Here is a 24176-nt window from a genome sequence, read left to right on the forward strand (position 1 = left end):
AGTCAGCACAGGAGAACGACATGATCAAGACCGGTAACCAGCACATCGCCATGCTGCGCGATGGCCGCGAGGTGTACCTGGACGGCAAGCGGGTGACGGACGTCACCAGCCATCCGGCCTTTCGCAACTCGATCCGCAGCTACGCCAACCTCTATGACTTCCAGGCGCAGCCCGGCAATGTCGACAAGATGACTTTCCAGCCGGCGGGCACCGACCGGCGCGTCAGCCGGATCTGGGAGCTGCCGGCCAGCTACAACGAACTGGTCGAGCGCCGCCAGATGCTGGAAGCCTGGACCGAGCTGCACTACGGCTTCATGGGCCGCTCGCCCGATCACGTGGCTTCCTGCATCTCGGGCATGTACATGGGCATCGATGTCTTCGAGCAGGCCGACCCGGCACGTGCCGGCGCGCTGCGCGACTACTACCGCTATGCCCGCGACAACGACCTGTTCCTCACCTATGTGATCGTCAACCCGCAGGCCAACCAGTCCAGGTCCGCGCACGAGCAGGAAGACAAGTACCTGGCCGTGGGTATCGTCGACCAGGACGCCGAGGGCATCACCGTGCGCGGCGCCAAGATGCTGGCCACCAGCGGCATCATGGCCAACGAGGTCTTCTGCAGCTGCATCCAGCCGCTGCGCGAGGGCGACGAGATGTATGCGTTGTCCTTCGCGGTGCCGATGAACACCAGGGGGCTGAAGGTGATGTCGCGCAAGTCGTACGAAGCCAACGCCACCTCGGTGTTCGACAACCCGCTGGCGAGCCGCTTCGACGAGAACGACGCGGTGCTCTACTTCGACGACGTCAAGGTGCCATGGGAGCGCATCTTCGTCGCGGGCGACGTCGGCCTGTGCGCAAAGCAGTTCCACGCCACGCCGGCACACGTCTACCAGAACTACCAGTGCCAGGTGCGGCTGATGGTGAAGCTGCGCTTCCTGGTGGGCCTGGCGCATCGCATCACCGAGATCAACGGCACCAACAGCTTCCCGCAGGTCAGGGAAATGCTGGGCCAGCTGGCCGCCGAGGCGGGCATGGTCGAGGCCTGGGTCTACGGCATGGAGGCCAAGGGCCAGGTCGGCAAGCACGGCTACTTCGTGCCGGACCGCAGCATGCTGTACGGCTCGCAGGTGGTGACCCAGCAGCTCTACGGCAAGGTGCTGGCCACGCTGCGCGAGCTGGCCGGCGGCGGCATGATCATGCTGCCGTCGAGCATCGAGGATTTCGCCAATCCGTCGCTCGCCGGGATCATCGCCAGGACGCAGAAGTCGCCGGTGTGCAGCCCGGAAGAGCGCGTCAAGTTCTTCAAGCTCGCCTGGGACGCGGTCGGCTCCGAGTTTGCGTCGCGCCACAACCAGTACGAGATGTTCTACGCCGGCGCCACCTTCGTCACCAAGGGGCATGCCTACCGCACCTATGACTGGCAGAACGCATCCGGGCTGGTCGACAACATGCTCGGCAGCTATTCCCTCGAAAGCGAACTGGCCAAGCTGCCGCAGGCGGCCTGAGTTCCCGCACCTTCCCCAATACCCGCATCGACTACGGAGATCGACATGGCAATCACCAAGCTTCACGATGAGTTCCACACCCTGGACCTGGAGTCCGGCTGGGAGGTCCCCCACGGCTATCCCTCGGGTATCCAGCAGAAGATCCTGTCCGGCTCGCTGGACGAGGGCGGCCGCAGCGGCAGCCGTACGCGCCTGCTGCGCTTCCAGCCCGGCGTGTTCACCACCTCGCCCTTCGTGCACGAGTACTGGGAAGAGGTCTACCTGCTCAGCGGCGACCTGACCGTGGGCAACGACGCCAATGGCAAGGGCGGCGAAGCCTTCGTCCCCAACACCTACGCCTGCCGCCCGCCCGGCGCCTTCCACGGCCCGTTCAAGTCCAACGGCGGCTGCATGCTGCTGGAGATCCACTACTACGACCCGGCCTGATCATGGAAGCGACCATCGCATCCGCACAGCGCCAGCTTGCCGCGGGCAGCGCCAACGCGCAGTCCCTGCTGGCGGCGTGCGTCGAACGTATCTGCAACCCCGGCGGCGAGGGCGCGCGCGTGTTCCCGCATGGCGTCAGCATGGCCGCGCGCAAGCAGGCCCAGGCCTGCGACATGCTGCGCGAGCAGGGCGTGGCCGGCCCGCTGGCGGGCGTGCCGGTGTCCGTCAAGGACCTGTTCGACGTGCAGGGCGACGTGACCCGCGCTGGCGCCCGGGTGCTGCCTGAGCGTGCCGCCAGTGCCGACGCGCCGGCCATTGCGCGCTTGCGTGCGGCCGGGGCGGTGTTTGTCGGGCGCACCAATATGACCGAGTTCGCCTACTCGGGCGTCGGCATCAACCCGCACTACGGCACGCCGCGCAATCCCTACGACCGGCAAGCCGGCCGCATTCCTGGTGGTTCGTCGTCAGGCGCTGCGGTCTCGGTGACGGACGGCATGGCGCTGGCCGCGATCGGCTCCGACACCGGCGGCTCGTGCCGGATCCCGGCGGCGTTGTGCGGCATCGCGGGCTTCAAGCCCACGGCGCGCCGCGTGCCGCTGCAGGGCACGGTGCCGCTGTCGCCCAGCTATGACTCGGTGGGCTGCCTGGCCAATACCGTGGCGTGCTGCGCCGCCATCGATGCCGTGATGGCGGGTGAGGCGCCGCCCGCCGGGCCGGTGCCGCTGGCCGGGCTGCGCCTGGCGGTGCCCGCCGGCCTGGTGCTGGAAGGCATGTCGGACGAGGTGGCCGAGGTCTTCAGCCGCACGCTGCGCCGGCTGTCGGCGGCGGGCGCGCTGCTGCAGGACGCGAGCTTCGACAGCTGGGACCAGCTGGCCGGCATCGGCGCCAACGGCGGCCTGGTCGCCGCGGAAGCCAGTGCCTGGCACGGCAACCTGCTGGCTGAGCAGTCCGATCGCTATGACCCGCGCGTGCTGTCGCGCATCCGGCTGGCAGAAGGGCAGCGCGCCGCCGACTACCTGCGCATGGTGCAGCGCCGGAGCGAGCTGTGCCGGCAGGCCGACGCCGAGCTGGCGGGCTTTGACGCCGTGGTCCTGCCCACCGTGCCGGTCGTGGCGCCGCGCATCGCCGACCTGGACGACGACGAAGCCTTCTTCAGCACCAACCGGCTGCTGCTGCGCAACCCGGCCATCGCCAACATGCTCGACCTGTGCGCGCTGTCGGTGCCGTGCCATCGCCCGGGCGACGCGCCGGTGGGACTGATGCTGTTCGGGCGCCACTTGTCCGACCGCCGGCTGCTGGCCGTCGGCATGGGCATCGAGGCGGCATTGCGGCACGAACGGGGCTGAGCACGCGCAGCAGTACAGAAGTACCCATAACTACAGTGGAGACAACAATGCCTGATATCCGTACCGGCGCCGCCGTACTGGCCTGCGCCACCCTGTTCGCGGCGACGGCCGCCGCGGCCGACCCGGCCCCCATCCCGGCCTCCATCAGCGACGGCGTGGTCAAGATCGGTGTGCTGACCGATATGTCGTCGATCTTCTCCGACATCGGCGGCAAGGGCTCGGTGGTGGCCGCGCAGATGGCGGTGGACGACTTTGGCGGCAAGGTGCTGGGCGCCCCCATCCAGGTGGTCAGCGCCGACCACCAGAACAAGACCGACGTCGCCGCCACGCTGGCACGCGGCTGGTTCGACAACCAGAAGGTCGACGTGATCCAGGATGCGCTGCCGTCCTCGGTCGCACTGGCGGTGTCCAACCTGGGCAAGCTCAAGCACAAGATCGTCATCGCCAGCGGGGCCGGCACCACGCGCCTGAGCAATGAAGACTGCTCGCCCTACACCATCCAGTATTCGTACGACACGTACGCCTTCGCCGCCAACACGGTCAAGGCGCTGGCCCGGCGCGGCGACAACAGCTGGTACTTCCTGACGGTCGACTACGCTCTGGGCGCATCGCTGGAGAAGGACGGTACCGAGGCCCTGTCCAGTGTCGGCGGCACCCTGAAGGGCAAGGCAAAGCATCCGATCAACTCCGCCGACCTGTCGTCCTACCTGCTGCAGGGGCAGTCCTCGGGCGCGAAGGTGATCGGGCTGGCCAATGCCGGTGCCGACACGGTCAATGCAATCAAGACCGCCGCGGACTTCGGCATGAACACCGCGGGCAAGCAGAAGCTGGCCGGGCTGCACATGTTCATCAGCGATATCCACAGCCTGGGACTGCAGGCCGCCCAGGGCATGACGCTGACGACATCGTTCTACTGGGACCGCGACGACGCCACGCGCGCCTGGTCGCAACGCTTCTTCGAGAAGACCGGGCGCATGCCGACCCTGGTGCATGCCGGCGTGTACTCGTCGACCACGCATTACCTGAAGGCGATCCAGGCCGCGCGCACCGACGACAGCGATGCCGTGCTGGCCCGCATGCGCGCGACCCCGGTCAATGACTTCTTCGCCAGGAACGGCACGATCCGCGCCGACGGGCTGATGGTGCACGACATGTACCTGGTGGAAGTGAAGCGGCCGCAGGAGTCCAGGCGCCCGTGGGACTACTACAAGATCAAGAGCGTGATTCCCGCGAGCGAAGCGTTCCGCCCGCTCAGCGCAAGCACTTGCCCGCTGGTCAGGAAGTAAGCCCACATCCCTCACGGAGGCCGGCATGCCAGCCGGCACTCGCCCCCCCATTGCAGAGAGCAACCGATCATGAAGACCCTTACCTTTGAACTCGACAGCAGCCAGGGCAAATCGCAGCGCACCGTCACCATCCACCAGCTCATCGTGGCGGGCTGGACCGGCCGCGATGTCGAAGCCATGGAAGCCCATATCCGTGAACTGGAAGAACTGGGCGTGAAGCGCCCGCCCTATACGCCGGTGTTCTACCGCGTCGCCGCGCAACGCCTGGGCCCGGCCCCGGAAATCCAGGTCAGCGGCGAGGCCAGCAGCGGCGAAGCCGAGTTCCTGCTGGTCAGGGACGGCGATGAAATCCTGGTGGGCATTGCCTCGGACCATACCGACCGCGAAGCCGAGACCTACGGCATCACCGTGTCCAAGCAGATGTGCGAGAAGCCCTGTGCTTCGGCCTTGTGGCGCCTTGCCGAGGTGGAAGGTCACTGGGATCAGCTGGTGCTGCGCTCCTACGCCACCATCGACGGCGAACGCGTGCTGTATCAGCAGGGCCCGGTGACCGCCATGCGCTCCCCGGCGGACCTGCTGGAGCGCTTCAGCGGCCATGGCGGCGACTTTGGGGAAGGCTCGGCGATGCTGTGCGGCACGCTGCCCGCGATCGGCGGCATCCGCCCGGCCGAGCGCTTCGAGATCGAGCTGGAAGACCCGGTGCTGGGGCGCACGCTGCGCCACGCCTACGCGGTCGCGGCCCTGCCCGTCGCGGGCTGAGCATGCGGCGCCATCCCAACCGAACAGGCAGCGCCACGGAGTCACGGCCATGCACCACGACCTGATACTTGAGACCCGCAACCTCGGCAAGGCCTTCCGTGGCTTTACCGCGGTGAGCGGCGTCAACCTGCGGGTGCGCCGCGGGTCGATCCATGCCTTGATCGGCCCCAACGGCGCCGGCAAGACGACCTGCTTCAACCTGCTCACCAAGTTCCTGGAGCCGACCACCGGCACCATCCTGTTCAACGGCATCGACATCACCCGCGACAAGCCCGCGCAGATCGCGCGGCGCGGCGTGATCCGCTCGTTCCAGATCTCGGCGGTGTTCCCGCACATGACGGTGATGGAGAACGTGCGCATCGGGCTGCAGCGGCAACTGGGCACGGCGTACCAGTTCTGGCGCAGCGAGCGCTCGCTCGAGGTGCTCAACGACCGCGCCATGGAACTGCTCGATCAGGTCGGCCTGACCGAGTTCGCGCACACGCTGACGGTGAACCTGCCGTACGGGCGCAAGCGCGCGCTGGAGATTGCCACCACGCTGGCGATGGAGCCCGAGCTGATGCTGCTCGACGAACCCACCCAGGGCATGGGCCACGAGGACGTCGACCGCGTCACGCAGCTGATCAGGAAGGTCTCGGCGGGCCGCACCATCCTGATGGTGGAGCACAACATGAGCGTGGTGTCGTCGATTGCGGACAAGATCACGGTGCTGCAGCGTGGTGCAATCCTGGCCGAAGGCCCGTATGCGGAAGTGTCCAAGGACCCGCGCGTGATGGAGGCCTACATGGGTACCGCCGACGCGGAACTGCAGGGCGCGCACTGAACCGGGAGACCAATGAGATGACGACATCCAACACTCCCGCACTGGAAATCAAGGACCTGCACGCCTGGTACGGCGAATCGCACATCCTGCACGGCGTGGACCTGACCGTGAACCGCGGCGAAGTGGTCACGCTGCTGGGCCGCAACGGCGCCGGGCGCACCACCACGCTGCGCGCGATCATGGGCCTGACGGGCGCGCGCAAGGGCTCGATCAAGGTCAATGGCCAGGAGACCATCAGCCTGCCCACGCACAAGATTGCGCACTACGGCATCGGCTATTGCCCCGAAGAGCGGGCCATCTTCTCCAGCCTCTCATGCGAAGAGAACCTGATGCTGCCGCCGGTGCTCAAGGGCGCCGACACCAGCAAGGGCATGAGCGAGGCCGACATCTACGAGATGTTCCCCAACCTGAAGGAGCGCCGCCAGAGCCAGGGCACGCGCCTGTCGGGCGGCGAGCAGCAGATGCTGGCGGTCGGGCGCATCCTGCGCACCGGCGCCAACCTGCTGCTGCTCGATGAAATCTCGGAAGGATTGGCACCGGTGATCGTGCAGGCGCTTGCGCGCATGATCCTGATGCTCAAACAGAAGGGGTACACGGTGGTGATGGTGGAGCAGAACTTCCGCTTTGCCGCGCCGCTGGCGGACCGCTTCTACGTGATGGAGCACGGCAGCATCGTCGAACGCTTCGCGGCCAGCGAGCTGCAGGCCAGGATGCCGGTGCTGCATGAGTTGCTGGGCGTATGAGGAGCACCCATGACCCTGTTTGAAATCCCGTTCCCGGCGCTGCTGTCGCAGTTGCTGCTGGGGCTAGTCAACGGCGCCTTCTACGCCATGCTGAGCCTGGGCCTGGCGGTCATCTTCGGGCTGCTGAACGTCATCAACTTTGCGCACGGCGCGCTCTTCATGCTGGGCGCGGTGCTGGCCTGGGCCGGCATGGCCTATGCGGGGCTCAGCTACTGGGGGATGCTGCTGCTGTCGCCGCTGGTGGTGGCCGCGCTGGGTGTGGGGATCGAGAAGACCATGCTGCGCTGGATCTACAAGCTCGACCCTATCTACGGCCTGCTGCTGACGCTCGGCATCACGCTGGTGGTCGAAGGCATCTTCCGCTCGGTCTATGGCGTGTCCGGGCTGCCTTATTCCCCGCCCGAAGCGCTGCAGGGCGCTTCCGATCTCGGCTTCATGCGCTTGCCCAATTACCGCGTGTGGGTGGTTGGGGCATCGCTGGCGGTCTGCCTGTCGACCTGGTACGTGATCGAGAAGACCAGGCTGGGCGCCTACCTGCGCGCCGGCACCGAGAACCCCAAGGTGGTCGAGGCCTTCGGCGTCAATGTGCCGCTGATGGTGACGCTGACCTACGGCTTCGGCGTGGCCCTGGCCGCGTTTGCCGGGGTGCTGGCGGCGCCCGTCATGCAGGTATCGCCGCTGATGGGGCAGAACCTGATCATCGTCGTGTTCGCGGTGGTGGTGATCGGCGGCATGGGCTCGATCATGGGAGCGATCCTGACCGGCCTGGGGCTGGGCGTGATCGAAGGGCTGACCAAGGTGTTGTACCCGGAAGCATCGTCCACCGTGGTCTTCGTCATCATGGTGGTGGTGCTGTGGTTACGCCCGGCAGGGCTGTTCGGAAAGGAGAAGTGATGAGCGGACAATCTATCGCCGCAATCGGCGTGCGGCGGCAGCAGGTGGCGGGGCGCCTGCCAGGGCAGGTGGTGTATGGCGTGGTGCTGGCGTGCCTGCTGGCCGCGCCGCTGGCCGGGGCGTATCCGGTGTTCGTGCTCAAGGTGCTGTGCTTCGCGCTGTTTGCGTGCGCCTTCAACCTGCTGATCGGCTATACCGGGCTGCTCTCGTTCGGCCATGCGGCCTTCTTCGGCGGTGCCGGCTACGCGGCCGGCCATGCGATGAAGGTCTGGGGCGTGACACCCGAGATCGGCCTGGTCCTGGGCACCGGCACGGGCGCGCTGATCGGCTACGTGGTGGGCTCGCTGGCCATCCGCCGCCAGGGCATCTACTTCTCGATGATCACGCTGGCGCTGGCGCAGATGCTGTTCTTCATCTGCCTGCAGGCGCCCTTTACCGGCGGCGAGGACGGCCTGCAGGGCATTCCGCGCGGCAAGCTCTTTGGCGTGCTGCCGCTGTCGGACGACCTGACACTGTACTACGTGGCGCTGGTGATCATCGTGGCCGCCTTCGCGCTGATCGTGCGCACGGTGCATTCGCCGTTCGGCCAGATCCTGAAGGCGATCAAGGAGAACGAGCCGCGCGCGGTGTCGCTGGGCTATGACGTCGACCGCTTCAAGCTGACCGCCTTCGTGCTGTCGGCGGCGCTGTCGGGGCTGGCGGGTTCGGTCAAGGCGCTGGTGCTGGGCTTCGAAACGCTCAGTGATGTGCACTGGTCGATGTCCGGCATGGTCATCCTGATGACGCTGCTGGGCGGGCTCGGCACGCTCACCGGCCCGATCGTCGGCGCCTTCGTGGTGGTGGCGCTGGAGAACAAGCTTGGGGAGCTGGGCAGCTACCTTGGTGCGGCGACCGGAATCGATTGGTTCAACGGGCTTGGTGAATCGGTGTCGATGGTGACCGGCATCATTTTCATCGTGTGCGTGCTGGCGTTCCGCAAGGGGATTGTGGGCAGTGTGGGTCGAAGTCCCGGATGAGGCGGTGACAAGCAGCGGCCCTGTGGAAACTGCGGACCAAGCCTGCGCGCTGCCTGTCTGCTCCCCTCTCCCGCTTGCGCTTGTCTTTACCCACATCTCGATAGGAAAGGTTGTAAACGGGATTGGACGGTGTTAACTTCGGGGAAGTTGACAATCAGTGGTGGCAATTTTGTCTGATACGGAAGATCTGGAAGACTGGGCCAGCGACGAATTCGGTGGCGCTCAGTTGGGCGATGCACGTCGCACGCAGCGCCTTGTGGCATTGGCGCGCGGACTAGCGCAAAAAGCCCATGTTTCGTTCCCGCAGGCCTTGAGTGGTGCCCAACTCAAGGCGGCATATCGCTTCTTTGATAATGAGGCGGTCGACCCGGACGGAATACTGGCGAGCCACGTCGTTCAAACCGTGGGTCGCATGCAGCAGGTACCTGTCGTATTGGCGGTGCAGGACACCACGGAATTCAATCTGGCAAATTTGCCCGCGACTGAGGGACTTGGTCACGGCACGGGCGGCAATTTGCGCGGATTCATGTTGCACAGCGTGCTGGCGGTGACGCCTGAGGGCCTGCCACTGGGCGTGTTGAGCATGAAGACGTGGGTGCGTGCGCCGCAAGCATCGGGCAAGGCCAGGCAGCGCCGGGCGCTGTCCATTCGTGACAAGGAAAGCGTGAAGTGGCTGGAGGGGCTGGAATGCCTTGAGCCGCTCAAGATGCAGTGTCCGGACACGCACCTTGTTGCCGTCAGCGATCGCGAGGGCGATGTGTACGACGTGTTCCTGGCGCAGCGCCCAGCGGGGGTGGACTGGTTGGTGCGGGCCGCCTGGAATCGGGGCGTGGATCACCCAGAGAAGTATCTGTGGGAGACGGTTGCTGCGGCCCCCGTACTTGGGGAGACCGTCCTGCACGTGCCCAGGAGTGGCGCCAGGCAAGCGCGTAGCGCCCGACTGGCTTTGCGCTGTGTGCCCGTCCAACTGCGACCGCCGCGCAGCCGCGGCGCAGAGGCCCTACCAAGCCTCGAAGTGTTTGCCATTCACGCACTGGAAATCGATCCGCCCGAAGGTGTTGAGCCGCTCGAATGGATGTTGCTCAGTTCGATGCCCACCCAAACGCTGGAAGATGTGCTGGAACGGCTGAGCTGGTATGCCCGGCGCTGGACCATTGAATCCTGGCATCGTGTCCTGAAAAGTGGCTGCCAGATCGAGGCTCGGCAGTTCGGGACGCTGGAGCGGTTCCTGCGCGCCACGGCGCTGTTCGCCGTGATCGGCTGGCGCATCATGTACGCGACCATGCTCGGCCGGCTTGAAGCCGATATCCCTTGCTCGGTGCTATTGCAGTCGCTCGAATGGCAGGCCTTGTACTGCCGCACGCACGGCACAACCAAGCCACCGGAGCAGGCACCCAAACTCAGCGAAGCGGTCCTTTGGATCGCCAAGCTCGGTGGCTACCTGGGTCGCAAAAACGACGATCCCCCCGGTGCTACTGTCCTCTGGCGCGGCTTCCTCGTTTTGCACGAAATCACCGAAATGTATCGGATCTTCCAGAAAAACGAGTAAGCCGCCGGAAGTTGTGGGTAAAGGCAAGCCCGCTTGCGGGAGAGGGGCCGGGGGTGAGGGCGGGCGCCGGCATACCGACGCGCTACACTTCGTCGACGCTCCGGCCCTCACCCCCACCCCTCTCCCACTGCGCGGGAGAGGGGAGCCTTCACCAGGGTTGGTGGTTCGCGTTCAACGCACCGGTGCAATCTAAGCTGCTTCTCTGTGGGAGGTGCTGCCACCCGAGCGTACTCAGGCCTTGGCCAATGCCAGCGCCGCACCCGGTGCGACCGCCACCCTTGCGCCGAGATGCTGGTCCACGACCCCGGCCACCATATCCGCCGTCACCGCCGACAAAGTCCACCCCAGGTGCCCGTGCCCGGTGTTATAGAAGATGCAGGCCTCACGCCCGCGCCCCACGCGCGGCAGCATGTCCGGCATCATCGGCCGCAGTCCGGCCCAGGGCACCACGCTGCGCGTGCTGACGCCGGGGAAGCATTGCTGCACCCATTCCACCAGCGGGCGGATGCGGTCGGCGCGGATATCGCGGTTGTAGCCATTGAACTCGGCAGTGCCGGCCACGCGGAAGCGGTCGGCGCCCAGGCGGCTGGTGACCAACTTGGTTTCGTCGTCGAGCAGGCTCACCACCGGTGCCGCGGCGCGGCTGGCTTCGTCGGTCAGGTTGACCGTGATCGAGTAGCCCTTGACCGGATAGATGTTGACGCGGTCGCCCAGCCCCGCGGCCAGCGCGCGGCTGGCGGTGCCGGCGCAGATCACGGCGCCGTCGAAGCTGGAGCTGGCCGTGTCGGCGCCGTCCTGCACGGTCACGGTGGCGCGCCGGCCGTCGGTCTTCACCGCGCACACATCCTGGCCATAGAGGCAGCGCACGCCCAGCCGGTCGATGGCCGCGGCCAGGCCGCTGGTGAACTTGTGGATGTCCCCGGTCGAATCGCTCTCGGTGAAATAGCCGCCGTAGTACGACCCCGCTAGCGTCGGCTCGATCGCGCGCATCTCCTCGGGTGTCACGGCGCGCCGCTCCAGCCCGCCCTGCGCCAGCAGCGCCGAGACCCGGCCGGCATGCTCGAAACCGGCTTTGTCGCGGTAGATATGGAGGATGCCTTCCTGCTTCAGGTCGAAGTCGATGCCTTCCTGCGCCGCCCAGGCAAACAGGTGCTCACGCGCGGCGATGGCCAGGCGCGCGGTCTCGACGGTGTTGCGGCGGTAGTGGGGGATCGAAGCGATGAACTCGGCAAACCAGGACAGCTTGTGCCAGCTGGGCCGGGGATTGACCAGCAGCGGGGCATCGTTGCGCAGCATCCATTTCATGCCCTTGACGATGGTGGACCAGTGGGTCCAGACCTCTGCGTTGGAGGCCGACAGCTGCCCGCCATTGGCGAACGAGGTCTCCATGGCGGCATAGCGGTGCCGTTCGAACAGCGTGACGGAGAATCCGCGCCGGGCCAACGCGTAGGCCGTGGTGACACCCGTGATGCCACCGCCGATGACAGCGATTGATTTCATGATCTGCAGGTTCCAGGAACGTCGATGGTGGGAGCCCGGACGCAATATGCGTGGCGGACGCCCCCTCTGTTCTGGACCTGAGAGATTCACGACACCCGGCCGCAGGGGCGGGGCGCGCTTGCTCCTTCGGTATGCCGGCGGACGATAGCGTCCGGCATTCTTCAGAGTGCACTGACGGGTGATGCCGGTCCTTTTGCCTGAGAGTTTCCGGGGCGGTTGCTCCTTCGGCGCTGTCGGCGGCGGGCGCCGCGACAGTCTCTCCCTGCATCACATCGGCTTGACGCCAATCCGGGCAATGTAGTGACAAGGCCTGATATTGGATATACGGGTTAACGCTGAGGCGATCCTGCCGTCCGCGTCGCTATGCCGCATCGGCCTGGTTTCCCATGCCCCATAAAATGTCAGCGCTCGCTCTCGGAGAGAAGCGCCTGATGCTGCGCACAGGAGGAGCAAGCCAAAAAAGACGACAACAAGGTTTTCCAGTGAAGAAGAATCGTATTGCAGTCGCCGTTTCGGCGGTGCTGATGGGCCCCGGCGTTGCCGCCGCCCAGGCGGTGGACGCGCCCGAGCCCTTGCAGGAGGTGGTGGTCTCGGCAAAATCAGAGCGCGGCGAGACGCCGGCCGTACCACCCAACACGCCCTCGCCAGCCTACGGCATCAGCAGCACCCGCATGGCCGACTTCAACGTGGTCAATACGGAAGACGCCCTCAAATACGCGCCCAACCTCGCCGTACGCAAGCGCTTTATCGGCGATATGAACTCGATCATCTCGGTGCGCAGCACCAGCTCGCGCCAGTCGGCGCGGGGGCTGGTCTATGCCGACGGCCTGCTCCTGTCCAACCTGCTGGGCTCGGACTTCGGCTTCCCGCCGCGCTGGTCGCTGGTCAATGCCGCCGAGATCGAGCGCATGGACGTGCTGTACGGCCCGTATTCGGCCCTGTATCCCGGCAACTCGCTCGGCGCGACGGTGCTGATCACCACGCGCACGCCGCAGAAGTTCGAGGGTGACGCCAGCGTGCAGCTGTTCACGCAGCGCTTCAGCCTGTACGGCACGCACGACAACTTCAACGGGGTCCACGCCAACGCCTATGTGGGCGACCGCGTTGGCCCGTTCTCGTGGCTGGTCAGCGTCGACCGGCAGGACAGCAAGAGCCAGCCGCTGAGCTTCTATACCGCGTCCCGCTCGACCCGGCCCGCCGGCGCAACAGACAGGCCGGTCACCGGCGCCTTCTTCGACCAGGACCAGACCGGCCGCGACCGCGTGGTGATGGGCGTGAACAGCGAGGGCGTCACGCACACGGTGCAGGACCAGTTCAAGCTCAAGCTCGGCTACGACATCACCAATACGCTGCAGGCGCAGTTCACTGCCGCTTACTGGCAGCAGGACCGCTCCAGCGCCACTGGCAGCTACCTGCGCGATGCCAATGGCAACGTAGTGTCGAGCGGTCCCGTGAATATCGGCGGCTATCAGTATGTGATTCCCGCCAACGCCTTTGCCCCGGGCAACGGCGAGGACGCGCGCTGGCTCTACGGGCTGTCGCTGCGCACGCGCAACGAGACCGGCTGGAATTTCTCGGGCGTGGCGTCGCTGTACGACGTCAGCAAGGACATCAGCCGCAGCGCCAGCACCGTCGGCAACGGGCCGGGCACCGTGACCTATGGCGACGGCACCGGCTGGCGCACGCTCGACCTGAAGGCTGACTACCGCCCGCAGCAGCTGCAGGGCGGGCACTGGGTCACGTTCGGCTACCACTATGACAACTACCGGCTGACCAATACCACCTACAACACCTCTGACTGGCAGGCGGCCACCATCACCGCCTTCAACAATGCCTTTGCCGGCAAGACCGAGACCCAGGCGCTCTACGCGCAGGACGCCTGGTACTTCGCCGGGGACTGGAAGCTGATCCCCGGCGTGCGCTACGAACACTGGCGCGCCTATGACGGCAGCCGCAGCCAGCCCGGCGTGGATATCGGCTACCCGGTGCGCACCGAATCCAACTGGTCGCCCAAGCTGGCGCTGGAGAAGGCCTTGGGGCAGGAATGGCTGGGCCGGCTGTCGCTGGGCAAGGCCTATCGCTACCCGACTGTCAGCGAGCTGTTCCAGGGGCGCATCACCGGGACCTCGCTGATCAACAATGATCCGAACCTGCGGCCGGAGCGATCGTTCTCGAAGGACCTGACCTTTGAGCGCACGGTGGATTCGTCGTTCTTCCGGGTCTCGGTGTATGAGGACGATATCCGCGATGCCCTGGTCAGCCAGACCAACACCACGGTATTCCCGACCGTCACCAGCTTCCAGAACGTGGACCGCGTGCGTACCCGCGGCATCGAACTGGCCTATGACGCGCGCGATGTACTCGTCAGCGGCTTCGACCTGTCGGCCAGCGGCGCCTACAACCATTCGAAGACGCTGGAGAACGCCAACAACCCGGCCTCGGTGGGCAAGTACTTCTACCGCATCCCCAAGTGGCGCGCCAACCTGGTCGGCACCTATCGCATCACGCCGGCGTGGGCGGGCACGCTGGCCATGACCTATTCGGGGCGGCAGTACAATACGCTCGACAATTCCGACACCAATCCCGACACCTTCGGCGGCACCAGCAGCTTCCTGACCTTTGACGTCAAGGTGACGTACAAGCCCGCCAAGAACGTGCGCCTCGGGCTTGGCATCGACAACCTTACCGACCAGCGCTACTTCGTCTACCACCCGTATCCGGGCCGGACGTTCTACGCCGAGGCGAAACTTTCCTTCTGAGCACGTGAACAGGCTGACCACAACCATGCAAGGCGTTCGCCCCGGTTTCCGTTTGATCGTGGCCGGGCTGATGGCCTGCGCCGCGCTGGCCGCGACCGCGCAAACGCACGCCGATCACGCCGGCCACGGCGGCCAGGCCAAGGCCGCGAAGATGAGCGAACTGGGCACCGGTGCCGCCTTCGACCGCGACGGCAAGCTGTGGGTCGCGTACAAGGACGGCCCCTATGTCGCGGTGCGTGCATCGACCGACTACGGCCGCAGCTTCGGGCCCGCGCAGCATGTCAACAGCGCGCCGGAGCAGGTAGCGGCCGATCATGAAAGCCGGCCCAAGGTGGCTACGGGGCGCGACGGCGAGATCTACGTCACCTGGACCCAGCCGCTGCCCACTCCATGGACCGGCTTTATCCGCTTTGCCCGCTCGACCGACGGCGGCAAGTCCTTTGCCGAACCGCTGACGGTGCATGCCAACCGCGACCAGATCGCGCACCGCTTCGACGCCATCGCGGTGGACAAGGCCGGGCGCGTCTTCGTCAGCTGGATCGACAAGCGCGACGTGGTTGCCGCCGAGGCGCGCAAGCAGCCGTATGCCGGCGCCGCGATCTACTACGCGGTCTCGGCCGACCAAGGCAAGACTTTCCAGGGCGATTACAAGATCGCCGACCAGTCGTGCGAATGCTGCCGCATCGCCCTGGCGCCCACGCCCGACGGCAAGATGCTGGCGCTGTGGCGCCATGTGTTCCCGCCCAACGCGCGCGACCACGCGCTGGCGCTGCTGCGCACCGACGGCAAGGCCACGCCGATGCAGCGCGCCACTTTTGACGACTGGCGCATCGACGCCTGCCCGCACCACGGCCCCGGCGCCTCGGTGGCGCCCGACGGGACGGTGCATATGGTCTGGTTCAACGTGCGTGAAGGCAAGCCCACGGTCTCGGTCGGGCGCTGGAAGGACGGCAAGCTGCAGGCACAGCGCCCGCTGGACGACCCGCGCGCGCAGCATGCCGATATCGTCGCGCTGAACGACAACGACATCGCCGTCACCTGGAAGTCGTTCGACGGCCAGCAGACGCGCCTGTGGGCGATGCTGTCGCAGGACGGCGGCAAGACGTGGCAGACGCGCAAGCTGGCCGGCACGGAACGCGACTCGGACCAGCCGCACCTGCTGCAGCACGCCGGCCGGGCCTACGTGTTGTGGCGCACGGAAGCAGAGGGCTTCCAGGTCTTCGCGCTGGGCCAGGAGGGCGCATGATGCCATCGCGCCGCAAACTGCTCGCCGCTGCCGCCCTGACGCTGGCGCTCGCCACCGCCAATGCCGGCAATCAACCGGCCGACCGCGTCGCCGTGTTCGAATCGGCCAGTGCCACCCAACTGGCCGCCAGCCAGAAGGGCATGCCCTTTGTGCTGGTGGTGTGGTCGCTGGACTGCGTCTATTGCAAGCGCAACTTCGACGCCATCGGCAAGCTGCGCGCGCAGCATCCGGACCTGCGCGTGGTCACGCTGTCGATGGACAGCCCCGACGCCATGCCGCAGGTGCAGCAACTGCTCCAGCGCGTCAGGCTGACGCGCAACGCGTGGTTGTTCGGGTACGAGCCGCAGGAGCGGCTGCGCTATGCGGTCGATCCGGACTGGATGGGCGAGATGCCGCGCACCTATTTCTACCGCGCCGACGGGCAGCGCCAGGGCATCTCCGGCGTGATCAGCGACGCGGACTGGGGCAAGCATCTGCGCTGGGCTGGTATCGCGGGCTGACGCTGGACCGGGGCGATCCGGCCCTGCGGCTGTCCGCTTAGTCCGGCTTGATCCCCGCCCGCGCAATGATCGGCTTCCAGCGCTGTTGCTCCAGCGCGATAAAGCGCGCGAACTCCGCCGGCGTGTCGCCCACCACGATCGCCGCATCGGCGCTCAGGCGCTCGACCGACGACTTGCTCTTCACCGCTTTCACGGTGGCTTCCGCCAGCTTGTCGGTGGCCGCCTGGGGCAGCGATGCCGGCGCCAGCAACCCGTACCACTGCGTCATCTCGAAGCCGGGATAGCCTTGTTCGGCAACCGTCGGCACGTCAGGCAACTGGGGAATGCGCTGGGTCGTGCCGGTGGCGATGCAGCGCAGCTTGCCGGCCTTGATGAACTGGATGATCGCGGGCGCGCCGACGGCGGCCGCGTCCAGCCGTCCCGACAGCAGGTCGGTGATCTGCGGGCCGCTGCCGCGATAAGGCACGTGGGTGATGAAGGTGCCGGTCGCGGCCTTCAGGTATTCAAAGGCCAGGTGGCCGGCGCTGCCGTTGCCGGCCGAACCGTAGTTCAGCTTGCCGGGCTTGCTCTTGGCCAGCGCCACGAACTCCTTCAGGTTCTTCGCGGGCACGTCGGGGTGGACCACGTACAGGCTCGGCACCTTGGACAGCAACGAGATCGGGCGGAAGTCCTTGTTGGGGTCGTAGGGCAGCTTCGGGAAGATATAGGGATTGACCGCCAGCGTGCCGATATGGCCAAGGATCAGCGTGTGGTTGTCATCGGCGCGCGCGACTTCGCCCATGGCGATATTGCCCGCTGCACCGGGCTTGTTCTCGACGAACACGGACACGCCGAGCAGCTTGGTCAGCTCCGCCGCGGTCGAGCGCGCCACGATCTCCGAGCTGCCGCCCGGCGCGAACGGCACCACCAGCCGGATCGGCTTGGCCGGCCAGGCCTGGGCGCGGGCGAGCGTGGGTGCCAGCGCGCACGCGCCCAGTGCGGCGGAGGCCTTGAGCAGGTGGCGGCGAAGGGGATTGGTCGGGGTCATGCATTTCTCCTTGAAATTCTTTAGCTGGCCCGTGGCGGGCAGGGGCGGTGCCGACAGGTGCTATTCGGGCTTGATGTTGCCGTCCCGGATGACCTTGGCCCATAGCCGGGTCTGCCCGTCGATGAATTGCCGTGCCTGTGCGGGCGGTGCCGCCACGACCTCGCCGCCCAGCTCGGCCACGCGTTGCCTGATCTCGGGGCTGGTCATGACCTTCTGCAGCGCGTCAGCGAGCTTGGTGGCGACAGGCTCCGGCGTTGCCGCGGGCAGGAAGGCCGCGTTCCATTCATAGACCTCGTAGCTCGCCACGCCGGCCTCCTGCATGGTGGGCACGGATGGCAATGCCTGAGTGCGGGAATGGCTGGTCACCGCCAGCGGCTTGAGCTTGCCGGCCTTGATGTGCTGCAGGCTCGAGGCCACGTTGGCAAAGAACAGCGGCACCTGGCCGGCGATGACATCGGTCATGGCCGGGCCGCCGCCCTTGTACGGAACGTGCAGCAGGTCGACCCCCGCGCGCTGCTCGAACAGCACGCCGGCCAGATGCTGCGCCGAGCCGTTGCCCGAGGACGCAAAGGCGACCGAGCCCGGCTTCTGCCTGGCCATGGCCAGGACGTCGCTGACCTTGCTGGCGGGGAAGCTGGCCGTGGCCACCAGCACATTGGGATAGCGCGCCAGCACGCCGACCGGCCGGAAGGCCTTGTCCGGATCGTAGGGCAGGCGCGGGTAGAGGCTGGGATTCACCGCATAGGACGAGGCATCGACCATCATGGTGTAGCCGTCCGGTGCGGCCTTGGCGACATAGGCGGCACCGATCTGCCCGCCGGCACCCGGCCGGTTCTCCACGATGACGGTCTGGCCCAGCTCGCGCCCGAGACCCGGGGCGATCAGCCGTGCCATCAGGTCCGCACCGCCGCCCGGCGGATACGTCACCACGATCGTGATGGGACGTGCCGGCCAGGCCGCGGCGGTGTCGGCGGCCTGTGCCAGCGTGGTGGCGGCGATCATGGCAACGATGGTGGTGGCGATCGCGTTGCGTGCGTGCATGGGTCTGTCTCCTCGGGCGCGGTCCGTCAGCGGACGTCCGCGGTATAGCGAAAGGCAAAGGCGTCGCCGCGCGTCAGCCGGTATTCGATGCAGTTGCCGCCCAGGTCGAAGGCATGCCGGGTCACGACCGCGCACGGATGCGCATCCGGCAAGTCCAGCAACGCGGCCTCGTCGGCTGCCAGCGTGCGGAAGGCCACTTCATCCACGGCGCGATGGACCGTGATGCCGCAGGCGCTGCCCAGCAGCGGGTAGAGCAGGTCGCCCCACTGCGCCGGCGGGAGCTGCTGCAGGGCTTCGCAGCGCGGCAGCGGCAGCCAGATCGATTCCAGCAGCCGGGGCGTGTCTTCCAGCCAGCGGCGGCGCGAGATCGCCAGCCCGCGCGCGCCGGCCGGCAGGCCGAAGCGGGTGGCCATGGCCTTGTCCAGCCGGACAGCGCGGCACGACAGGATTTCCGAGCGCGGGACGGCCGGTGCATCGTCGGCGCGGCCGAAGCGGAAGAACCGCATCAGGCTGGCCCCGCTCAGTCCCTTGCGCACAAAAGTGCCCTTGCCCTGCACGCGCTCCAGCAGGCCCTGCTGGACCAGCACGGCGATGGCCTGCCGGATGGTGCCCAGCGCAATGCCGAACTCCCTGGCCAGGGCGCCTTCCGCGGGGATGGCGCTGCCGGGCGCCCACGCGCCGGAAACGATCCTTGCCTGCAGTTCCGCCGCGATCTGGCCGTAGCGGCTCAGGCCCGCGGCGGTGGTTGTAGTCTGGAGCAGCGCGTTGTCTGGCATGCCGAACCCGTGCTAAATTGATGTCAATGTCCTCTAGAGGACTAGAATACTGACGAGGGTTCGGATGCCATATCCGGATATACCCGCGCCACTGACCCGTGCCACTGAGGGGCTGACTGATGAGCAAGCGCGCTTTGCCGCTGGTGGATACCCACTTCCACGTCTTCGCTGCCGGAGCGGCCACGCCATCGGCCCGCTACCGGCCGCCCTATGCCGCCGGTCTGCAGGACTGGCACGCCCGGCTTGCCGGGTTGGGGGGCTTGTATGGCGTGGTGGTGCAGACCAGTTTTCTCGGCACCGACAATACGGCGCTGCTGTCCGCGCTGCAGTCCATGCCCGGGCGCTTGCGCGGCGTCGCGGTGGTCAGCCCTGCGGTAACGGACCAGGAGCTGACAACGTTGCACGCAGCCGGCGTGCGGGGCATCCGCCTGAACCTGTACGGCGATCCGGACTGGCAGCGCATTGCCACCGCGCCGTGGCGCGGGCTGTTCGCCAGGATCGCCGGGCTGGGCTGGCATGTCGAACTCCATACCAACAACGGCGACGGCGCCATGGTGCTGGCGCAGCTTGACGCGGCCCTTGGCGATGCCGGCGCGCCGGTCGTGCTTGACCATTTTGGCCGGCCTGGCACCGCGGGAAGCGCGGATGCGATCTTCGAGGTTGCCTCTGCCGTGCGCGCGCGCCGCCAGGTCTGGGTGAAGATCAGCGCGCCATACCGGCTGGCATCACCTCAGGACTGGCCCGGCCTTGCGCAACGATGGCGCGAAGCCGTGGGCGATGACCACCTGCTGTGGGGCAGCGACTGGCCATGGACCAATCACGAGGCGCCGGCTCGGATCGACGAGTGCCGGATGCTGGCCGCGTGGGCGGGACAAGGGGCGCCCGATGACAGCGCGGCCTTGTCCGCTGCGTTCCGGTGGCGCAACGCCGCGGCGTTGTACGGGTTTGCGGTGAAAGGGTAGCGGGGATTTGCCTGCGGCGCTCGATCACCTGGAGCGCGTTGCCTTCGGCAAGGTGGTGGTGCGTTTGCGCTGAGGCGCGGGCGCTATTTGCGCGCCTTGCCGCGTACGCTCTTCCGGGCCGCGGCGCGGGCTGCTTCCTTCTCGGCCGCTGCTGCTGCGCCCAGCTGATCCAGCCAGGACATGGCCTCGACATAGGACAGGAAATGCCGCAGGTATTCCGGCGACGTCTCGCGCATCAGCGACAGCGAACGATGCACGAGATGGTCGGTATTGAGCGGCCCGGCATTCTCCGGTACCCGCTCCAGCGACAGCCGGAAGTGCTGCTCGACACTGACCCTGGCCCAGGTCTCGCGGAAGTAGTCGGCCAGGGCATCGACCAGTGGCGCGTCGGGTTGGGGGGCGTGCGCCGGCTCTGGCGCGCGCGGTCGGGCGTCGTTCGAAGCAACCGCGAGGGCGGGCCTGGCGCGGGCGGTGATGTCGTGGACCAGTGCGCCAAGCGCGCTGGTCGTTGGCGTGGACGGCGCGGCAACATCGGCGGCATCGCCACCATTGCCGGCATGCCCTTGCACGATGGCCGCATAAGCGGCCACCAGGCCGTGCAGGCGCTCATCCAGCAAGCGCCGCGCCGCGCCGCTGTGCCCGGCAGAGCGGCGGGCCAGCGCCTGCAGCATGCGGAAGCGCACGGGATCGGCCTGGTCGGCGCCGCTGGCCTGCCAGGCGTCCAGTTGCGCATGGAGATCCGCTGCCACGCCGAGGCTAGCCATGCGGCTTCACCGTGCCCGTGGTCACGCGCGGCACCGGCGAGATTTCCACGCGCCGGTTCTTCGCGCGGCCCTCGGCATCGGCATTGGGCGTCACAGGCTGTTGCGAACCGAAGGCGGCCGAGAATACCGACGAGGGCGGGATGCCCGCATCGATCAGCGTGCGGGTCACGGTCAGCGCGCGCTGCGCCGACAGTTCCCAGTTGTCGGCAAAGCGCCGGTTGCCCTCGCGCACCTGCTGGTCGTCGGTGAAGCCGCTGACCATCAGGATCTCGTCGCGGCTGCGCAGGTAGGCCGACAACGGCTGGGCCAGGCTCTTGAGCAGGTCGCGGCCTTCGGGCTGCAACTGGTCGGAATTGAGCGCAAACAGCACGCTGCCGCTGATGCCGATGCGCCCGTTCACCAGCGTCACGCGGCCCGCCGCCAGCGGTCCCGCCAGCGCCTTCTCCAGCGTCTCGCGGCGCTGTGCTTCTTCCTGGCGCTGCTTGACCTCGGCTTCCAGCCTGGCCGACAGTTCCATCTGCACGCCGATGACCCCCAGCACGATCAGCACGAACGCGCCCAGCAGCACCGACATCAGGTCGCCAAAGACCGCCCACGCGGGAACGGCCGGCTCAACGCCGGCGTCGAGTTCCTCTCTCATGCCGCCTCGGCGCTGGGCGCTTGCTGGCCGGCGCGCTGCTGCAGGTCTTCCAGGATCTGCTTCTGCGACAGCATGCTCAGGTCGACGACTTCACGGGCCTGCGCCACGTAGTAGGCCAGTTGCTCGTCGCTGCGCGTCATCGACTTGTCCAGCGCGGCCTCGATGCGCTGCAGGTGGTCGATCAGCTTGCCGTTGGATTCGCTGAAGAGCTGCACGGCCACGCCGAAGGCTTCGCCCAGGCAGGCCACCTCGACCGCGCTGCCGGTGACCTGCGCGGCAACGTCGGTGAGCTTGCCGGTCTCGGACTCGACCTTGTCGGTAAAGCGGGTGCCGATGCGCTCGAGCAGGCCGGCCGTGGTGGCGACCAGCGCGTCGACCGCGGTGCGCTGTTCGGTGGAGGCATGGTTCACGGCGTCAAGCAGCGTGCCCAGCGTTTCCATCATGCGGCTGCGTTCTTCCAGCATGGCGTGGTCGCGCGCCATGCCGTCGGTGAGCTTGTCGCGCAGTGCCGCGATGACCTCCGCGGCGGCTCTCGGCGCTTCGGACGCGGCCTGCATCAGGCGGGCGACTTCGGCGATGGTGCCGGTGGACTGCGCCTCGGCCTCGGCCGACATCTTGCGCGCGGTGATGGCCAGCGTCTCGCAGATCTCCTGCTGGCGGCTGGCCGTGTGCGCGCTGGCCTGTTCCCATTCCTGGCGCAGCGCGGCGGCCATGGCGCCGAGCGTATCGGTCCAGGCAGCCATGCGTTGCGCGTCCTGCGATGCCAGTTCCGCCTGCAGCGCGGTGGCGGCCTTGGGTGCCTCGGCAGCGGCCTGCACCAGGCGGTCGATTTCGGCGAGGGTGGTGCTGGCATGCGCCTGCGTCTCGGTCGAGATCGCGCGCGCGGTCTGCGCCAGTGACTCGCAGATTTCCTGCTGGCGGGTGGCGGCGTGCGTGCTGGCCTGTTCCCACTGCTGGCGCAGCGTGGCCGCGATGCCGCCGAGCGTTTCGGTCCAGGTGGCAAAGCGTTGTTCGTCGCGGGAAGCCAGATCGGCCTGCAGCGCGACGGCTGCCTTCGGGGCGTCCGTTGCGGCTTGCACCAGGCGGTCGATCTCCGCGAGGGTGCGGCTGGCGTGGTCCTGGGTCTGGGCCGAGATATCGCGCACGCTCTGCGCGAGCGTAGTGCTGATCTCGTCCTGGCGGCTCACAGTGTGCGCGTTCAGTTGCTCCAACTCCTCGCGCAACCCAGCCGTCATGGTGCCCAGCGTATCGCTCCAGGCCGACAGGCGCTGCGCGTCGTGCGCGGCCAGCTGTGTCTGCAGCCCGGCGTGCGACTCGCCCACGGTGCGCACCAGCACCGCAGCCTGTTCGGCGAACGCGGCGGTGGCGGCAGCCAATGCCTGCTGGTGGCCGCTGGCGAGCTTCTCGCCGGTGTGCTCCTGCCGGGACAGCGCTTCGCGCCAGGCGTCGGCGGCGCCGGCGGCCACGGCGTCCAGGCGGGTAGAGACACCATCCAGCAGCCCGGCCGAGCGTTGTTCGAAGGTCTGGGTGAAGCCGTCCAGGGCGGCGCGCAGGTTCTCGGCCAGCGCCTCGCTCGTGCGTTGATGCCCGGCCAGCGCCTGGTTCCAGGTATCGGCGACGCCCGCGGTGGCGGTCTCGAAACGGCTCGACACCCCTTCCAGATGCTGTTGCACCGCCTGCGTGACGGTGTCGCGCAAGGCCGTGGTCTCGTGCGCCAGGCCTGCCATGGTGGCGTCCACCGCGGGCTGGATCGCGGCGCTCGCGGCGCGGGCGCTGTCGGCGATGCTGTCCTTCAGCGATTGCTCCACCGATGACGCCAGGCGGGTATAGACCACTTCGGTCTTGCCGTGGAAAGCGTCCTGGCTGGCCGCCAGGCGTTCGGTCAGGGCCTCGTTCTGTTGCGCCATGGTGCGCATCATGGCCTGCATCTGTTCGACCAGTGCCGGCATCACGTCAGCCTGGCGCTGCAGCAGCCGGAAGGCCTCGTCGCGCTGGTGGCCGCGGGAGTATGGGCGCAGCGTGGTGGCGATGCGGGCGTCGAGCGCCTGCGCGGCCTGGATGCGCTCGCGCCGGCACAGCGCGGACAGCAGCCCCAGCATGGCCGACGTGGCCACGCCCGCGACCGAGGTGCCGAAGGCAAAGCCCAGCCCCTTGACCGGCGCCGCCAGCGAGGCGCGGATGGCCTGCAGGTCGGTGGCGCCTTCCAGCGCGATGCCGGTGCCGCGCAGGGTGGCCACCATGCCCAGGAACGTGCCCAGCATGCCCAGCAGCACCAGCAGGCCGACCAGGTAGGGCGTGAGCGCGGGGCCGGGCAGGCCGACGCGCTCGCCTTCGACACGCAGGCGCGCGCTGTCGCGCAGGCTGGGGTGCAGCCGTTCCAGCCAGGCGCCAAGGCTGGCCGGCGCTTCGGACAGGCCGGCAAGCGCCTGTGCCAGCGTGGCCGTGGCCTGGCGGTAGCGGTAGAGCTCGAGCGCGCCCGCCACGTAGAAGCCGCCGATCAGCAAGGTGACGGTAAGCGCCAGGAAATTCGTGCCGGCATAGCCGGCGGCAATCCAGCACACGACCGCCAGGCCCGCCAGGAAAGCAACAATATGGGTGAGGTATCGGGTCATGA

Annotated in this window: 21 protein-coding genes and 2 riboswitches; of the genes, 14 read left to right on the forward strand and 7 right to left on the reverse strand. The window is 67.4% G+C overall.

Features of this window, described 5'->3' with window-relative positions:
* Positions 1–20: 20 nt before the first annotated feature.
* The 10 genes from ACREYQ_RS20120 (at position 21) to ACREYQ_RS20165 (ending at position 10347) form a co-directional block, all read left to right on the forward strand.
* Complete coding sequence (locus ACREYQ_RS20120; protein WP_432261940.1) at positions 21–1505, forward strand: 4-hydroxyphenylacetate 3-hydroxylase family protein; 1485 nt, start codon at positions 21–23, stop codon at positions 1503–1505.
* Positions 1506–1550: 45 nt separating this feature from the next.
* Complete coding sequence (locus tag ACREYQ_RS20125; protein ID WP_115213343.1) at positions 1551–1931, forward strand: cupin domain-containing protein; 381 nt, start codon at positions 1551–1553, stop codon at positions 1929–1931.
* Positions 1932–1933: 2 nt separating this feature from the next.
* Positions 1934–3277 carry an amidase gene (locus tag ACREYQ_RS20130; RefSeq protein WP_432261941.1) on the forward strand — a complete coding sequence of 448 codons (1344 nt, stop codon included), beginning with the start codon at positions 1934–1936 and terminating at the stop codon, positions 3275–3277.
* Between the two features lie 47 nt (positions 3278–3324).
* Complete coding sequence (locus ACREYQ_RS20135; protein WP_432261942.1) at positions 3325–4563, forward strand: ABC transporter substrate-binding protein; 1239 nt, start codon at positions 3325–3327, stop codon at positions 4561–4563.
* A 69-nt stretch (positions 4564–4632) separates the two neighbouring features.
* Entirely contained in the window at positions 4633–5322 is a 690-nt protein-coding gene (locus ACREYQ_RS20140) for a DUF2848 domain-containing protein (protein ID WP_432261943.1), read from the forward strand.
* Between the two features lie 49 nt (positions 5323–5371).
* Positions 5372–6145: an ABC transporter ATP-binding protein gene (locus ACREYQ_RS20145; protein WP_432261944.1), complete on the forward strand. Its 774-nt coding sequence runs from the start codon at positions 5372–5374 to the stop codon at positions 6143–6145.
* Between the two features lie 17 nt (positions 6146–6162).
* Positions 6163–6888 carry an ABC transporter ATP-binding protein gene (locus ACREYQ_RS20150; RefSeq protein ID WP_432261945.1) on the forward strand — a complete coding sequence of 242 codons (726 nt, stop codon included), beginning with the start codon at positions 6163–6165 and terminating at the stop codon, positions 6886–6888.
* 9 nt (positions 6889–6897) lie between these two features.
* Complete coding sequence (locus ACREYQ_RS20155; RefSeq protein ID WP_432261946.1) at positions 6898–7782, forward strand: branched-chain amino acid ABC transporter permease; 885 nt, start codon at positions 6898–6900, stop codon at positions 7780–7782.
* Complete coding sequence (locus ACREYQ_RS20160) at positions 7782–8798, forward strand: branched-chain amino acid ABC transporter permease (protein WP_432261947.1); 1017 nt, start codon at positions 7782–7784, stop codon at positions 8796–8798. The genes ACREYQ_RS20155 and ACREYQ_RS20160 overlap by 1 nt, the downstream gene beginning before the upstream one ends.
* A 160-nt stretch (positions 8799–8958) precedes the next feature.
* Positions 8959–10347, forward strand: coding sequence for an IS4 family transposase (locus ACREYQ_RS20165; protein ID WP_432257801.1), 1389 nt, complete (start codon positions 8959–8961; stop codon positions 10345–10347).
* Between the two features lie 231 nt (positions 10348–10578).
* On the opposite strand, the gene ACREYQ_RS20170 is transcribed toward ACREYQ_RS20165, so the two are convergent.
* Positions 10579–11847 carry a D-amino acid dehydrogenase gene (locus ACREYQ_RS20170; protein ID WP_432261948.1) on the reverse strand — a complete coding sequence of 423 codons (1269 nt, stop codon included), beginning with the start codon at positions 11845–11847 and terminating at the stop codon, positions 10579–10581.
* A gap of 56 nt (positions 11848–11903) precedes the next feature.
* Positions 11904–12022, reverse strand: a riboswitch (glycine riboswitch).
* Positions 12023–12121, reverse strand: a riboswitch (glycine riboswitch). It lies immediately after the preceding riboswitch.
* A gap of 157 nt (positions 12122–12278) precedes the next feature.
* Here ACREYQ_RS20170 and ACREYQ_RS20175 point away from each other — a divergent pair.
* The 3 genes from ACREYQ_RS20175 to ACREYQ_RS20185 are packed head-to-tail and all read left to right on the forward strand — an operon-like array spanning position 12279 to position 16352.
* Positions 12279–14606 carry a TonB-dependent receptor gene (locus ACREYQ_RS20175; protein ID WP_432261949.1) on the forward strand — a complete coding sequence of 776 codons (2328 nt, stop codon included), beginning with the start codon at positions 12279–12281 and terminating at the stop codon, positions 14604–14606.
* A gap of 25 nt (positions 14607–14631) precedes the next feature.
* Positions 14632–15852 carry a sialidase family protein gene (locus tag ACREYQ_RS20180; RefSeq protein WP_432261950.1) on the forward strand — a complete coding sequence of 407 codons (1221 nt, stop codon included), beginning with the start codon at positions 14632–14634 and terminating at the stop codon, positions 15850–15852.
* Positions 15849–16352, forward strand: coding sequence for a TlpA family protein disulfide reductase (locus ACREYQ_RS20185; protein WP_432261951.1), 504 nt, complete (start codon positions 15849–15851; stop codon positions 16350–16352). Before ACREYQ_RS20180 ends, ACREYQ_RS20185 begins: the two co-directional genes overlap by 4 nt.
* A gap of 37 nt (positions 16353–16389) precedes the next feature.
* Here ACREYQ_RS20185 and ACREYQ_RS20190 read toward each other — a convergent pair whose 3' ends face one another.
* From ACREYQ_RS20190 to ACREYQ_RS20200, 3 genes are read right to left on the reverse strand one after another with little or no spacing between them, the layout of a single operon-like run.
* A complete protein-coding gene (locus tag ACREYQ_RS20190) occupies positions 16390–17379 on the reverse strand; it encodes a Bug family tripartite tricarboxylate transporter substrate binding protein (protein WP_432261952.1) in 990 nt (329 codons plus the stop codon).
* 60 nt (positions 17380–17439) lie between these two features.
* On the reverse strand, positions 17440–18420 hold the full coding sequence (locus ACREYQ_RS20195) for a tripartite tricarboxylate transporter substrate binding protein (protein WP_432261953.1): 981 nt from the start codon (positions 18418–18420) through the stop codon (positions 17440–17442).
* Positions 18421–18446: 26 nt separating this feature from the next.
* Positions 18447–19196, reverse strand: coding sequence for a GntR family transcriptional regulator (locus ACREYQ_RS20200; protein ID WP_432261954.1), 750 nt, complete (start codon positions 19194–19196; stop codon positions 18447–18449).
* Positions 19197–19315: 119 nt separating this feature from the next.
* Here ACREYQ_RS20200 and ACREYQ_RS20205 point away from each other — a divergent pair, with 119 nt between their 5' ends.
* Positions 19316–20158: an amidohydrolase family protein gene (locus ACREYQ_RS20205; protein ID WP_432261955.1), complete on the forward strand. Its 843-nt coding sequence runs from the start codon at positions 19316–19318 to the stop codon at positions 20156–20158.
* Positions 20159–20241: 83 nt separating this feature from the next.
* Here ACREYQ_RS20205 and ACREYQ_RS20210 read toward each other — a convergent pair whose 3' ends face one another.
* Genes ACREYQ_RS20210 through ACREYQ_RS20220 form a run of 3 tightly spaced genes read right to left on the reverse strand, consistent with a single transcriptional unit; the run spans position 20242 to position 24174 of the window.
* On the reverse strand, positions 20242–20922 hold the full coding sequence (locus ACREYQ_RS20210; RefSeq protein ID WP_432261956.1) for a DUF2894 domain-containing protein: 681 nt from the start codon (positions 20920–20922) through the stop codon (positions 20242–20244).
* Entirely contained in the window at positions 20915–21562 is a 648-nt protein-coding gene (locus ACREYQ_RS20215; RefSeq protein ID WP_432261957.1) for an OmpA family protein, read from the reverse strand. Before ACREYQ_RS20215 ends, ACREYQ_RS20210 begins: the two co-directional genes overlap by 8 nt.
* Positions 21559–24174 (reverse strand): DUF802 domain-containing protein, encoded by a 2616-nt coding sequence (locus ACREYQ_RS20220; protein WP_432261958.1) that lies wholly within the window; start codon positions 24172–24174, stop codon positions 21559–21561. Before ACREYQ_RS20220 ends, ACREYQ_RS20215 begins: the two co-directional genes overlap by 4 nt.
* Positions 24175–24176 lie beyond the last annotated feature (2 nt).

It is taken from the genome of Cupriavidus sp. TMH.W2 (genome assembly GCF_050847365.1).
Classification (GTDB): Bacteria; Pseudomonadota; Gammaproteobacteria; order Burkholderiales; family Burkholderiaceae; genus Cupriavidus.